Source organism: Streptomyces sp. LS1784, from assembly GCF_020103755.1.
Lineage (GTDB): Bacteria > Actinomycetota > Actinomycetes > Streptomycetales > Streptomycetaceae > Kitasatospora.
On the sequence record NZ_JAHSQD010000002.1, the window covers coordinates 36,999 to 50,669 of the forward strand.

Consider the following 13,671-nt stretch of genomic DNA (forward strand, 5'->3'; position numbering starts at 1 on the left):
CCGCCCCGCCCAGGGGTTGGTCAGACCCATATGGCGTGCATCGCGTCGATGACCCGTTGCACGTCGGTGGCGGTCATCGCCGGGTAGCACGGCAGGGACAGCTGCTGGGCGGCCACCTGTTCGGTGACGGGTAGGTGGGCCTCCAGCTGCCGGTACGCCGCGAGCCGGTGCACGGGCGCGAAGTGCACGCTGGTACCGATCCCGTGCACCTCGCGTAGTGCCTCGGCCACGGTGTCCCGGGAGCGGCCGAAGGCCGGGCCGATCAGCACCGGGTACAGGAACCAACCATGCCGGACCCCATCGAGGACGGTCGGCAGGCGCAGCCCCGGAAGGCCGGTCAGGGACCGGTCGTAGGCGGCGGCGATCTGGGCCCGGGCGGCGGTGAAGTCCTCCAGCTTCTCCCACTGCCGCACGCCGACCGCCGCCGTGATGTCCGGCATCGTGTACTTCAGGCCCGGGACGGTGACCTCGTAGTCGGCGGTGCGCCGCTCGCCGTGCCGCCGCCACGCGGAGGAGTCGATGCCGTGCCGTCCCAGCAGCCGCGCCTTCTCGACGAGGTCACCGCGCCCGGCGAGCATGCCGCCTTCACCCGTGGTGATGACCTTGTTGGCGTAGAAGGAGAAGACGGCCAGGTCGCCGACGGAGCCGGCCCGCGCGCCGTCGCGCCAGGCGTGCAGCGCGTGGGCGGCGTCCTCGATCAGCAGAAGCCTGTGGTCGTCGGCCAGTCTGCGGAACGCGGCGAGGTCGCAGGGCTGGCCACCGTAGTGCATGACGACGATCGCCTTCGTCCTGGAGGTGATCGCCGCCTCGGCTGCCGCGGGGTCGAGGTTGAAGGTCACCGCGTCGACGTCTGCGAAGACCGGGGCGGCGCCGCACTGGACGACGGCGTTCGGCACCGCGCAGAACGTCAGGCTCGGCGTGATCACCTCGTCCCCGGGCCCGATCCCGGCGGCGAGCAGCGCCAAGTGCACGGCCGCGGTACAGGAGGAGACCGCGAACGCGTCCTCCGTGCCGAGCGCCTCCCGCACGGCCTCCTCGAAGCGAGCCGCCTTCGGCCCGTGGGTCAGCCAGCCCGAGCGAAGCGTGTGCAGGACCTCCGCTTCCTCCTGCGGGCCGATCGAGGGCCGGTTCCACGGCAGGAACCGTGCGGTGGTGGCCGACTTGGCCGATGCGGCGGAGACGGTCATGACGCCTTCCATGCGCTGGTGTACTCGGTGCCGTAGCGCCGGCACTCGGCGGTGGCCAGGCGGCCGACCCTTCCGGAGGTGACGGCGGCGATCAGCCCGCGGTGGTTGTCGTACTGGGCCTGCCCGGGGTTGGTGATGGCACCGGTCAGCACCAGGTCGGCGACTTCCCGCGCACCGTCCTTGAGGGGCGTGGAGCACGTGCCGGGCAGTGCGCGCTGGAGGCTGGCGAAGGAGACCCGGTAGTCGCGGGCGTCGGCCTCGTCCCGCTCCGGGCCCCGGTCGATCACCGCGCCGGGCACCACGTCGGCCACCGTGGCGGCGATGTCGCCGATGGTGTGGTTCTCTTCGTCGCTGCCCACGTTCCAGGCGCCGGTCAGCCGCTGCTCCAGCACCCCGGCCAGGACCCGGGCGACGTCCCCGACGTGCACGAGCGGTCGGCGCTGGGCGCCGCCGTTGAGGGGGATGCGGCCGGTGGAGGCCGCGTGGGACGCCATCTTGTTGACCACCGAGTCGAGCCGCTGGCGGGGCGAGGCGCCGTGCACAGTGGCCAGGCGGAGGCTCGTCAGCGCTGTACCGCCCAGCACCTCGGGGAGCCGCCGTTCGGCCAGCACCTTCGTGCGGGCGTAGATGCCCAGCGGGTTCGGTGCGGTGTCCTCGTTCACGGTGCCCTCGTGCAGCCCGTAGACGCTGCACGAGGAGAAGAAGACGTAGTGCCCCACGCCTGCCCCGGCCGCGGCTTCGGCGGCGATCATCGGGGAGGCGTAATTGAGTTCGACCGCGAGCTGCTCGTCCAGTTGGCTGGCTGGCTCGCCGACGATCCCGCCCAGGTGCACGATCGCCTCCGCGTCCGTGCTCACCCGGGCCAGCAGGTCGGCGTCTCGCAGGTCCCCGTGCACGAAGCGGGCGGTGCGGGGCAGCAGAGCGGCGGGGTCGTCCCCGCGATGGTAGATCAGCCCGTCTACCACGGTGACGTCGTGGCCGAGGGCGGTCAGGTGGTGGGAGGCGGCGGTGCCCAGGTAGCCGGCTCCGCCGAGCAGTACGACGCGCATCAGGATGATCCCTTCGTTCAGGCGGCCAGTGCGGCCGAGGTCGGGGTGGTGAACCAGTCCGGGACGGCCTCGGGGGTGGCTTTCAGCCAGGCCACGTAGCGGTCGATGCCGTCGTCCAGAGGGATGCCGGGCTGCCAGCCGAGCAGGTCGGCGGCGCGGCGGGTGTCGGCGTAGCCGCCGCGCGGGTCGCCTGCGGGCATCGGCGTCGTGATGAACTCCGCGCCGGGGTAGTGGTCGGCGATCAGCTCGGCGATCTCCCGGACCGAGGTGGGCACGCCGGTGCCCACGTTGACCGTCCGGCCGGCCATCTGGTCGCTGACGAGCGCGAGGATGGTGGCGCGGGCGATGTCCTCGACGTGCACCATGTCGCGCACCTGCCGACCGCCGCCGTTGAGCCGGATGGGCTGCCCGGTATGGGCGGACATGGCCATCCACGGCACCATCCACGAGTGCGAGTGCGGCTTGGGCACCTGCGGGTTGCCGTAGACGGAGAAGTACCGGACGATCGCGTGCTCCGTGCCGGTACCAGCGAGCAGCAGCCGCACCTGGTGCTCCGCCCAGACCTTGGTGTTGGCGTAGACGGAGATCGGGTCGAGCGGCTGGTCCTCGGTGAACCGGGACGGGCCGTCCGCCGCCGGGATGCCGTCGCCGTACACGGACGCGGAGGACACGAAGACCATCCGCTTCACGGCGGAGTCCAGCACCGCGTCCAGCAGGACCTGCGTGCCGTGCACGTTGGAGGCGAACGCGATGTCGGGGCGCCGTGTGCACGCCGCGACGTCCGCGTACGCCGCAGCGTGGACCACGAAGTCCGCCCGCCGGGCCAACCAGTTCACGGTGGCCCGCTCCCGGACGTCACCGAGGACGACCTCGGCCGCATACCGGTCCACCTCGAACCGGTCCCGCACCGGGTGAGGGTAGGCGTCGAAGCGGTCGAGAACGAGCGGGCTGGCCCCGGCGGCGGCGAGCTGCGCGACGATGCGGCTGCCGACCAGGCCACCGCCGCCGGTGACCAGCACCGTGGCGCCGGCCAGCTGTCGCAGTTGCGGATCGGAGGACACGTCAGCCATGAGGAATGAACCTCCTGAGGGAGTGTGGTTGGGTGCCGCCAGTGAACCGCCCGAACAGCCCGCAGCGGTACGGTGGCGGCTCACCCATCCCGTTCAATCTGTTCAAGATCGTTTCAGGGAGGCCGAGTTGACTGACAAACGGCAACGCAACCAGCAGCTCGCCGCAGCCATCGAAGAATCCGGGTACACGTACGAAGCCCTCGCCAAGGCGACCCGCGCAGTCGCGGCCGAATCGGGAGAGCTGCTGCGCACCTCCCGCTCAGCGGTCCACTACTGGGTAGCCGGCGGCACTCCGACCGGGCGGGCGCCGGGCTATCTCGCCGAAGCCCTGGGAAGGAAGCTCCAACGCAAGGTGACCGTGGCGGAACTCGCCCTAGGCTGCGACCCGGTCGAGGAAACCATGCACCCCGACCCGCTGGCCGCCGCCGCCGACCTCAGGAGGCTCATCGTGCACCGCCGCCGTGACTTCCTCGCGCTCGCGTTCTCCACCGCCGCCGTCGCGCTCCCGCTCACCTACGACCACCAGGCCGCCGCCGCCGTCTTGCGTGCGGTGGCCAACGGACGCCGGATCGGCGCCGGCGAACTCGAAACCGTCCGACAGTTCACCGAGATGTTCCGCACCGCCGACGAGCGGCACGGCGGCGGCCACGGCCTAGCCGCCATCACCACCTACCTCGACGACGTCGTCACCCCCATGCTCCACGCGGGCGCCTTCCCGAACGAAGAGATCCGCGCCAGCGCCTTCGGCGCGGCTGCCGAACTGACCACCCTGATCGGCTGGAAGTGCCATGACGCAGGCAGGGAAGGCGCCGCGCAGAAGTTCTACCTGCTCGCCTACCAATTCGCCTGCGAGGGCGACCCCACCGGACACACGGCATGGACGATGCGTGCCCTCGTCCACCAGGCGCTCGACCTGAAACACCCCGCCGGCTGCGTCGGCCTAGCCCAGGCGGCGGTCGAGCGGGCACGCGGCAAGGTCGACCGGCAGACCGAAGCGCTGCTGCTCATCACGGCGGCCCGCGCTCACGGGGCAGACGGTGACAGAGTGACCGCCGCCAAGCTCATCCTCGCCGCCGAGGACGCCATGCTCGCGGGTGGCGCCGACACCATCCCCGCCTACGCCGCAGCCGCCGGCCCTGCCGCGGCCACCGTGGCCTCCCACACCGGACGCACCCTGACCGAGATGGGGGACAACAAGGCCGCCGAACGCCACTACCGCACAGCCCTGGACAACCGCCGCCCGGGCACCTACCACCGCCTCCGCGGCACAACCCTCGCCAACATCGCCAAGGCCGTCGCAGCCCAAGGACGCTACGAAGAAGCCGTGGGCCTGTGGAGCCAGAGCCTGGACCTGATGGAAGGCGTCGCCTCTCGCCGCAACCGGGCAGAGCTGGACACCATGCACTCCGCCCTCGGTCTTTACGCCAGGCGAGGAGTCCGTGGCGCTGCCGAACTCGCCAGCCGGGCCGTACTGCTGCGGGCGGAGTGACCTGCGGATTCGCGCAACACGTCGACCTATCTCACCCGCCCCGTCACCCTCGAGCAAGCCGACCGCTGGTCCGCCGCCGGATGCCCCGTCCGCACCGACGGCGACGGCCACTGACGGGCCAGCGTTGGCTGGCTGCTCGAACTCATCGGTTGCCACCCCGGCCACAAGGTCGCCGACGGTATCCACTGCTCCGACCGGCGCGCGCTGACCGTCACGGCCCGCGGTGAGACCACGGCAGCTGCCTTCGCCCATGCCCTCGCCGACCTGGCCGCACGGGTCAACGCCGCCACCGGGATCAACCTGAGCCCCGAGCCCGTCCCGTCGGCCAATGGCCCGCGTAGGTCCCGCGCCCGTCGGCGAAGGCGCGGCGCGAGTCCAACGGCCCACCCCAGTAGGAAACTTGGTGTGCCCAGCCGGTGGGCGGTTGGAGAGGTTGGGGGTGGTGGGGCTGCCAATGAGCCCCACCACCCCCAACCCGTCGCAGGGACCGACCCCTGCTTGACCGAAGGCCGCCATGCCGACACTGCCGCCGAAACCTGCCACCGCCGAGATTGTTACGGCCGCCCGCGACCGGCACCGCCGAGCCGCCGCCGACACCAACCTCGGCCCCACCGCACGCCGCTACCACCAGCACGCCGCCTGCGGCTACGACTGGGCACTCCAAGCCCACGGCACCCCGACGGCCGCCCGCCACCTCGGCTACGCCCACGCCTACGCCGAGCAGGCCGCCAACCACGCGCCCGCCACCAGCAGGTGGACGCTCATCCTGCCCGGCCCGTTCTGCGACTGGCTGACCGAAAACGGGCATCTGCCCGACGACTTCACCGGCGACGAGCCCACCGACCGGGTGCTGCTCGCCTACCGCGCCGGCGTCCCGCACCGCATCGACGCCTCCAGCTGGAGCCTGACGATCCCAGCCCACGACCCCGTGGCGATGCACGAGCTCACCCAGATCGCGCTGCGCTTCGCTCAGCACTGCTCGCACGACAACCCCCACACGCCCGCCCAGGCCCGCGCCGCAGTCGCGCTCACCGACCGGATCGCAGACCTCTCCAAGCGCATGCTGCACGCCACCAACTGACGCCCGCCGGGCCGCGAACCGGCCCGGACACGACCCGCCCAGGACCGCCATGCCGAACTCCCGACCGATCCTCGCGCCGACCGGGCCCGCCCCCTACCGGCGCACCGACCCGAGCAGAAGCTTCCAAGACGCGCTGCTCCGCGAGGCCGAAGCCCAGCAAGGCGTCGCCGTCACCGCCTACGAACTCGTCGCCGCCCACGCCCGGACCCACGCCCCCGAGGCCGCCGCCATCGAGTTCGAGGAAACCCCCGCCTCCGACCGCATCCAGGCCCTGTGAGTCAACCCCCGTGATCACCGGTACCCGACCCCACCGCTGCTGTGGCGTCGCGCCACCACGCTGACTGCCATACCACCCTGGCTGACGAAAGCGGACCGCCTGCTGCCCGCCGTCCTGCTCGGGGCACACCTGCCGGTCATCGAGCTGGCCGGCCCCCGCCCGGGCCGCCGCCTCCTCAACCTTCCGGCCCCAGACGTAGCCGCCGCCTTCGCCTCCCGCATCCGCCGAGCCTTCCCGCAGGCGACCGCGCTCCTGCTCAGCCGAGTCTTTGCAATCCGAGGTCCTTCGAAAACGGCAGTAATCCCTCTGACGTGAGGAAGCGCTTGACATCCGTCGGGTTCCCAATGGCCGCAAGTCCATCGCCGTCGCTGATCAGCCGAATTTTGTTATCCATCGCCCGCTCCTGTAGTAAATAATCGAAGTTGAGGGGAGCTGGGGTGGGCGGCGCAAGAGCTTCCATCGCCGGAAAGCGCCGACCCCTACCTGGCCACCGACGCGCACCGCACACCTTCATGCGGCGGATTTGGCCGCGTCGAACGTCCGGCGGCCGGATGTTACTGGGCCGCCCAGCCCTGCTTCCACTTCTCCAGAACCAGCCAGAACTCGCGAGGCCATGACATCGTCAACGGATCGAAGGCGTAGCTCTCGGCTGAAGCCGTCTTCCAGAGATTGAGCGCGTTCTCCGCCTCATCTGCAAGGAGTCCTGCGGCGACCAAGAGGTCTCGTGCGGTGCCGTAGTCCCTGCGCTCTGCAGCGCTTGCGAGACTAGGCCAGAGTTCCCACACCAGGTGTTGTTGGAGTTCTCGAAGGTGATCGCCGGTTCTGCGCTCCACACCGTCGCGCACGTTCTGGTCAACCTCCTCCTCCTGGCGGTCGAGTTCACCAAGCTGGTCGTTATCCCAGCCGTGCTTCTCGACGAGCTCCCTCCAAAACATCCAGGCGCGCTCAGCCTCGGTGCGTGCGTACTCGTTGAGTCCTTCCTGAGTCAGTCGAGGGAATTGCCGGGCATCCAGCTCCTCGGAGCCGGGAGTCTCCATAGGTGAACTGGGCCCATTGCCGTACCGGATCTGCGTGAGGACCTCCAGCAGGCGGAGCGAGGATGCGACCTCCTCATCACGGATCACATGGCAGATGTCGGCAACATCCTGGACGACCTCTTCCCAGCTTTCCTCCGCGATGTGGTTATCGAGCTGATCGGCCAGCGAGTCCGCCGAGCCTCGCTCGCGCAAGTCGCCCAGAAGCTCTTCGATCTTGGCGTCAAGTCGCTCTACGGCTGCCTCAGCGGCCTCCTGGTCGCGCCTCGCCGCGGCTTCCTTCTCGGCACGCTCGACAGCCTCCCGACGCTGCTTGCGGGCTGCCTCGGAAGAAGGGAGACGGGTCTGCAAGGCCCGCATCTCCTCCGCTTTCGTCAGGTCGATCTCGTTGAGCAGCCCGATAGCGTGCATGCGGTGTCCGGCCTGGACGATCGGATCCGATGCGAGGCAGCAGAGCAGGCCCACAGCATCCTTCGGAGCACGTTGTGCCACGGCCACGGCAAGCGCTAGTCGGGTCGCGCTCGATGCACCCTGGTGCGCAACAAGCTGCTCCACGGCCTCAGGCACGTATCCGGCAGGGTGCTTGTGCTCGGCGAGAGCCAGACCTACCCGCATGCGGGTGGTGAGCGGGGCCGTCTCGTCCGCGGCAAAGAGGTTTGCCGTCCACAGCGCCCACCCGTCACGTACGGCATCCGCTAGCCAATCCCAGCTGTTCCTGGGAAGCAGGTAGCGGGCTTCCAAGTAGCCCAGGTCGTCACGGCCGTGCGCCAACGTGTCGGCCGCCCGGTGCCGCAGTCCCGCGGGGAGGCCCTTGGCGCCGGCGACGTAGCAGAGACCGACTGTGTAGTCGGAGGCGGAGTAACTAGGCCGGTCAACCTGCACTCTGGACAGTTGCAGGATCCGCTGCAAGTCCTCGTGCCAGGGACCTGGTGCCCGGACGATGAATGAGGCTGCCGCGAGTGCTGGGCCGCCGCGAATGTTGCATGCTTCCAGACTGGAAGTGCGCCAGTGGTCGGCTAGCGACTCGTTTGCCAACCTGACGAGGCATGTCAAGGTGGCGTCGCTCGGCTTCCTGGAGCGTGCCGGTACCTCGCAGTCGGGCAGGAATTCGGGCCTTCCGGCGCTTCCCATGCATCCCCCTTGATCGACAGCCATGGGCATACTAGCCACGGCCCGTGCGGTGCGGTGGCCCATCTCACTTCTCTCCTGGCAGGCGGCTTGAAACAGCGTTTTCAACGCGGCAGACGCTGTCCTGCCCTGCGGGTGTTCAGACACGAAGGGCTCGCAGCACGAATGCGACTTCGTCCCGCCATCCGAGGAGCTCGCCGACCGTCGGGGGCAACGCGAACTGCTGGTAGTGGCAGGCCCCGCTGAGGTTGCGCCAGACCGCCGCAAGCCGGCCGGCCAACCGGACGTCGAGGTGGTGGGCGAGCCATACAACCTTGGTTTCCGTCCGGCAGCGGCCGAGGGCCGGCCGGTGGGCGGAGATGTAGGCGTCGAGTCCCGCTTCCAGGGCACGGCGGAGCAGGAACACCGCGGCGCGCGGGTGGGCGGTTCCGGAGGATCCGGCATCGAGAAGCGATGCGGCGGCGGTCATGCGGTCCGCTGAGGCCAGCACATCGGCTGTAGCAGTCACAGGGATCGCAGTCCTTCCGTGGCAGTGGCCACCCGGTTGATGAACGCCATGGCGTCGTCCGTGTCCGGGATGGTGGCGTGGGCACCCTTGTTGCACAGTCCGACGACGCTGCTTGCATCGGGACCGATCCGGCGGCTGATCTCCCGGTACACATCGGCCTTGCTACGGGGCTCCCCGAACAGGGCCAGGGCGGCCAGATTGGTCAGCTCACTGGCCCTGCCGATGCGCTCCTCGATGGCGAGATGCCCCATGCCGGTGCCGAGGAGGGTGCGGCGGGCCGACTCCTGGAGGGCGGCCTCCAGAGCGAGGCGGCACTGGCCGGGCAGGACCTCACCGAGGATCGCAGCAGTAACTTTGTTGTCCCGGGCGACCGCACGAGCGGCGGCCAGCTCACGCTTGACCGGGTCGTCGACGGAACGGACGGTCACCTTCGAACGTCGGAACCGGCCGACCTCGAGGATCGTGGCCTTGATCCGGTGGAAGCGCAGGGCGTCCGGCAGCCGGGTGTCATGGGAGAAGACCACGACCTGGTGGGTCCGGGCGATCTCTTCCAGCAGCCGGGCGAGGCCCTCGACCTTCCGAGGGTCCATGGACTGCACCGGATCGTCGATGACGACGAAGCCGAACGGGCTCTGCGGGGCCATGGCCCGGGGCAGGAACAGGGCCAGCGCGAGGGAGAACAGTTCGCCCTGGCTCACGACACCCAGCGCGGAGGCGTCGACGTCGTCCACGGTGACGTTCAGTGCCACGCCCCGGCCGCTGTACGTCTCGGAGCCCTTGAGCATGACGTCACCGAGGGCGACGTTGCTCTCCTGGCTGAGGTACTGCCAGATGCTCTGCGCAGTTTCGGCGATGGAGCGCATACGGGCTTCACGCAGCTCGGCCTGCACCTCCTTGAGCCATGCCCTCGCCTTCTTGACCTGGGCCAGCAGCGGCTTGGCGGCGGCTGCCTCATCGGCCAGCGCGAGCCACGATGCGAGCTGCGGGACTACGCCGCGCCACTGCTCGTCCTGCTCCGCCAGCCGATGCTTCGCCTCCTGGCGGACATGCCGGCAGGCGTCGGCGAGTGCCGCCGCCTGCTTCTCGGCGCGAGCCGCGAGCTCGTGCGGGTCGCGAATGCCGCGGCAGGCGACCCATTCGTCCCAGAGGACGTGCAGGTGATCGGGCAGGTCAGTCGCGCGGCTATGGATCAGTGCCCGCAGGTCGTCCGTGGAGTCCCGCACGGCCTGCTGCGCGCACCGGGCCTCGGCGGCCTCCTCGCGGAGCAGGTCGGCCTGGGCGGCTGCCGCGGCGGCCCACGCATCGTCGAGGCGGTCCGCACTCCGGCAGACCGGGCAGGTGTGGTCCGCGGGGTGCTGGGAGCGCAGCCGCAGGGCCCAGTCGAGGAGGTCGGCGCGGGCGAGCGCGGTGCCGGCGTCACTGTGCCGGACGTCCTCGGCCGCTGCGACGGCCTCCCGCAGTCGGGCGACGGCTTCGGTCACCGCGTCGGTGTCCGGGCCGCTGAGCGCGGCCAGCCGGTGCAGCCGGGCCAGCTCCGTCGTGTCAGCGAGCGGCGCCCCCGCGATCAGGGCGCGGATGCGCTCGCGGTCCGGGAATCGCTGCCGGAGCGCCGTCACCGCATCGTGGACGCGCTCGTCCGGAACGTCCGCGAGGGCCGCCACCAGGGGCGGCAGCGCGGTCTTGGCCTGCTTCTCGCTCAGCGTCAGCTGCTGTTCGCGTGCGGCGAGCCGATCGGCGGCTTCGCTGAGCGTCTCGAGGCCCAGAAGCGTGGCGAGCCGGTCGTACATCCGGCTGGGCTTGGCGCTCATCATCTGGCCGAGCTCACTGTAGGAGAGGATCGGCCGGAACGACCGCAGGTCCTCCGCCCAGCCGAGAGCTGCGAGCGGCAGCGGGGTCGGCCCGAGCCCGAGGACCGCCGACTCGGACTCGGAGAACGACGTGGTGTCGGCCCAGGTACGGGTGATCGTGAGTGGTCGGACCCGGCCGGACGCGAGGAGTTCCAGCTCGAGACGGTGCGGTCCGGAGTGGTGCAGGTTACGCCAGCCGTCCTGCTGGGCGGTCTGCACGTTCTTGCCGTCCTCGTCCTCCCAACGGCGATTGCGCCCGGTGAGGGCGACCTCAATTCCCTCGGCGAAGCTGGACTTGCCGCTGCCGTTCCTCCCCTGCACCACCGTCAGGCCCGGGCCCGGCGGGATGTGGAGCGTGGCGGCTTCCCCGATGCCGCGGAAGCCTTCGACGGTGATCGACTTCAGGTAGGCGCCACGGACGGCGGCGGCCTCGGAACCTTCGACACCGTCCAGAGCTTCGCGAACCAGTGCGTCGACCTCCTCGGACAGCGGAGCGGACTCCAGCCGCTGGACGACGGCCGCGATCGGCGATGCCGGCAGTGCGGGTGCGGTGGGTGCGGGGCTGGTGCTGGTCGTCATAGCGCGCTCCTGGAGAAGAGGAGGTGGGGACGATGACACGGCTGCCGTGGCGACGACGGCAGCACGAGCTGTGCAAGCAGATCTAGATAAGCAGATCTCTGAAAGCATTGTCAATCGAATGTATACCTTGACGGGTGGTGTAGAGTGTTTACCGTCCACTTCCGAGAGGGGCGGGGCTCCATGCCGCAAAAGTCAGTGACGCCGCCGTCCGCACAGGTGACGGCCGCAGAGATCTCCCGTATCGCCGGGGTCACCCGCGCCACCGTCAGCAACTGGCGGCGGCGCCATGCCGACTTCCCCGCGCCCAGTGGCGGCACCGAGAGCAGCCCGCTCTACGACCTGGGCGCCGTACAGCAGTGGCTCCGAAGCCGGGGACACACCTCTGCCGCGTCACCCGAGGAGGATCTGCGGACGACGCTGCGGCTTCTCGGGGCGGGCGTGGACGCCGCCCGCTTCTTCCCACTGTTGGCAGGTGCGGCGCGGCTTCCGGAGCAGGAATCGGGCCAGCTTCTTGAACTGCCCGACGACCGGCTCGCCACAGCTGCCAACAATTTCCTGGCCGCCCGGACGACATCCGAGACCCGGTCCGTGAAGTACGAGACCGAAGACGCCGGTGTGATCCGCGCGCTCCTGGCGTGTGTACGCGGTCCGGGTGCGCAGGCCGCGCTGGACGTCCTCGCCGAACGCGACCTCGACGAGAGCGCGGCCAGCGGCACCTACCGCACTCCCCGGGGCCTTGCCGACCTCATGGCAGGACTGCTGCCCGACACCGTGACCCGCGTGCTCGACCCCGCCTGCGGCAGCGGCACGCTCCTCGCCGCCGCCCGCAGGCGCGGCGCACGTGAGCTGTACGGACAGGACATCCGTGCGCTTCAAGCGCAGCGGGCCTCAGTGGCCCTTCAACTTGACGAGCCCGCCTCGGCTGCGGGGGCGGAGGAGGTCGTGATCGCCGCCGGTGACAGCCTGCGGGCCGACGCCTTTCCGGGCCTGACGGTCGATGCCGTGCTGTGCAACCCGCCCTTCGGCGACCGCGACTGGGGCCACGACGAACTCGCCTACGACCCCAGATGGGCCTACGGCGTGCCCTCACGCTTCGAGTCGGAGCTGGCGTGGGTCCAGCACGCACTGGCACATGTCGAGCCCGGTGGGTACGTCGTCATGTTGCTGCCGCCCGCCCTCGCCTTCCGCACCTCCGCCCGCCGCATCCGAGCCGAACTCGTCCGCAGCAGGGCCGTGCGCGCCGTCGTCTCCCTGCCCGCCCGCGTCGCCTACCCGCTGCACATCGCCCTGCACATCTGGATACTGCAGCGGCCCGACCCCGGCGCCGCCGAGCGCACCTCCGTACTCTTCATCGATGGAGACGGCGAGGGCAGTGTCGGCACTGTCACAAGGAGCGGCTCACCGGGGAGTGCCGCCTTCGACTGGGCCGGCCTCGCGGAGCGCGTGCTGACACCATGGAAGGCGTATCGAGACCAGCCCGACGGTTTTACCGACGAGTCGGGGCTGGCCCGCGCCGTCCCGGTGGTCGACCTTCTCGACGATGTCGTGGACCTCACCCCGGGCCGGCAGGTCCGCACGGCCGCGGCCGATGTCGACCCGGCGGCGCTCGTTGGCAGGATCACCGCGCTGCATGGCCAACTGGGATCGCAACTGGACGAACTGACCACGCTCAGCGGAGCGGCGAAATGGGAGACGGCCAGTACGTCGATGCGTGAATGGCGTACCGCAACTGTCGCCGACCTCACCCGCGGAGGCGCCCTCGCGGTTGTCCGGTCGGTGGCGCTTGGCAGCGGACGCGACTCCAAGAGCGGAGGCGTCGTCACTGAGGGAACCGGGTGCCAGCCGGTGCTGACGGCACATGATGTCTTGGCCGGCAGCGCGCCCTCGGGCGCGACCGGGGATGCCCATCCGGACATCAGCCAAACGGTCGCGGAGGGAGACGTATTGCTGCGCGCAGTCTCCAGCCCAAGCTCTACGGGACTGATGACCCGGGTCGCGGACGAGAGCGATGCCGGCGCGCTCCTCGGCTCCGCCCTGCACCTCCTCCGTCCGGACCCGGCCCGCCTCGACCCGTGGTTCCTCGCCGGATTCCTCGGCGCAGCCGACAACATCACCGCCGCCTCGACCGGCACCACCATGGTCCAGGTCAACCCGGCGCGGTTGCGCGTCCCCCTCATGCCGCTGGCGGAGCAACGCCACTACGGCGACGCCTTCCGCCGCGCCTACCAGCTGCGCGTCGCCGCCCATCGCGCCGCGGCGTTGGCCACGGAGGCCGCGAACGCGGTGACCGCGGGACTCACCGTAGGCGCGCTCCTGCCGCCGATGTCCGGCGACCAGCACCAATCCGGCTGAACTGCCTCGGCCGGCACGACACATCGACCAGACTGCATACGTTCCGCTGAGAGTGGCGGACGACCCGAGA

At 70.3% G+C, this 13,671-nt stretch carries 11 protein-coding genes; 4 read left to right on the top strand and 7 right to left on the bottom strand.

Annotated elements, in window-relative coordinates; genetic code table 11:
* Positions 1 to 20 precede the first annotated feature (20 nt).
* Genes KS423_RS00610 through KS423_RS00620 form a run of 3 tightly spaced genes read right to left on the bottom strand, consistent with a single transcriptional unit; the run spans position 21 to position 3,306 of the window.
* Complete coding sequence (locus KS423_RS00610) at positions 21 to 1,187, bottom strand: DegT/DnrJ/EryC1/StrS aminotransferase family protein (RefSeq protein ID WP_224273417.1); 1,167 nt, start codon at positions 1,185 to 1,187, stop codon at positions 21 to 23.
* Positions 1,184 to 2,236: an NAD(P)-dependent oxidoreductase gene (locus tag KS423_RS00615; RefSeq protein WP_224273419.1), complete on the bottom strand. Its 1,053-nt coding sequence runs from the start codon at positions 2,234 to 2,236 to the stop codon at positions 1,184 to 1,186. The genes KS423_RS00610 and KS423_RS00615 overlap by 4 nt, the downstream gene beginning before the upstream one ends.
* A 17-nt stretch (positions 2,237 to 2,253) precedes the next feature.
* On the bottom strand, positions 2,254 to 3,306 hold the full coding sequence (locus KS423_RS00620; protein WP_224273427.1) for an NAD(P)-dependent oxidoreductase: 1,053 nt from the start codon (positions 3,304 to 3,306) through the stop codon (positions 2,254 to 2,256).
* 127 nt (positions 3,307 to 3,433) lie between these two features.
* Between KS423_RS00620 and KS423_RS00625 the strand changes: the two genes are divergently transcribed.
* The 3 genes from KS423_RS00625 (at position 3,434) to KS423_RS00640 (ending at position 6,153) form a co-directional block, all read left to right on the top strand.
* Positions 3,434 to 4,795: a tetratricopeptide repeat protein gene (locus KS423_RS00625; RefSeq protein WP_224273429.1), complete on the top strand. Its 1,362-nt coding sequence runs from the start codon at positions 3,434 to 3,436 to the stop codon at positions 4,793 to 4,795.
* Positions 4,796 to 5,309: 514 nt separating this feature from the next.
* The gene (locus tag KS423_RS00635; protein ID WP_224273431.1) at positions 5,310 to 5,876 is read left to right on the top strand and encodes a hypothetical protein; all 567 of its coding nucleotides are present in this window, start codon (positions 5,310 to 5,312) and stop codon (positions 5,874 to 5,876) included.
* A 49-nt stretch (positions 5,877 to 5,925) separates the two neighbouring features.
* The gene (locus KS423_RS00640; RefSeq protein ID WP_224273433.1) at positions 5,926 to 6,153 is read left to right on the top strand and encodes a hypothetical protein; all 228 of its coding nucleotides are present in this window, start codon (positions 5,926 to 5,928) and stop codon (positions 6,151 to 6,153) included.
* Between the two features lie 256 nt (positions 6,154 to 6,409).
* Here the strand turns inward: KS423_RS00640 and KS423_RS00645 are convergent, their stop codons facing one another.
* The 4 genes from KS423_RS00645 to KS423_RS00660 form a co-directional block, all read right to left on the bottom strand.
* Entirely contained in the window at positions 6,410 to 6,613 is a 204-nt protein-coding gene (locus KS423_RS00645; RefSeq protein WP_224273435.1) for a hypothetical protein, read from the bottom strand.
* Positions 6,614 to 6,707: 94 nt separating this feature from the next.
* The gene (locus KS423_RS00650) at positions 6,708 to 8,096 is read right to left on the bottom strand and encodes a hypothetical protein (protein ID WP_224273437.1); all 1,389 of its coding nucleotides are present in this window, start codon (positions 8,094 to 8,096) and stop codon (positions 6,708 to 6,710) included.
* Between the two features lie 358 nt (positions 8,097 to 8,454).
* Positions 8,455 to 8,784 carry a hypothetical protein gene (locus KS423_RS00655; protein ID WP_224273439.1) on the bottom strand — a complete coding sequence of 110 codons (330 nt, stop codon included), beginning with the start codon at positions 8,782 to 8,784 and terminating at the stop codon, positions 8,455 to 8,457.
* Positions 8,785 to 8,819: 35 nt separating this feature from the next.
* Positions 8,820 to 11,249 carry an ATP-binding protein gene (locus tag KS423_RS00660; protein ID WP_224273461.1) on the bottom strand — a complete coding sequence of 810 codons (2,430 nt, stop codon included), beginning with the start codon at positions 11,247 to 11,249 and terminating at the stop codon, positions 8,820 to 8,822.
* Between the two features lie 180 nt (positions 11,250 to 11,429).
* Between KS423_RS00660 and KS423_RS00665 the strand changes: the two genes are divergently transcribed.
* On the top strand, positions 11,430 to 13,601 hold the full coding sequence (locus tag KS423_RS00665; RefSeq protein WP_224273480.1) for an N-6 DNA methylase: 2,172 nt from the start codon (positions 11,430 to 11,432) through the stop codon (positions 13,599 to 13,601).
* The last annotated feature ends 70 nt before the right edge of the window (positions 13,602 to 13,671 follow it).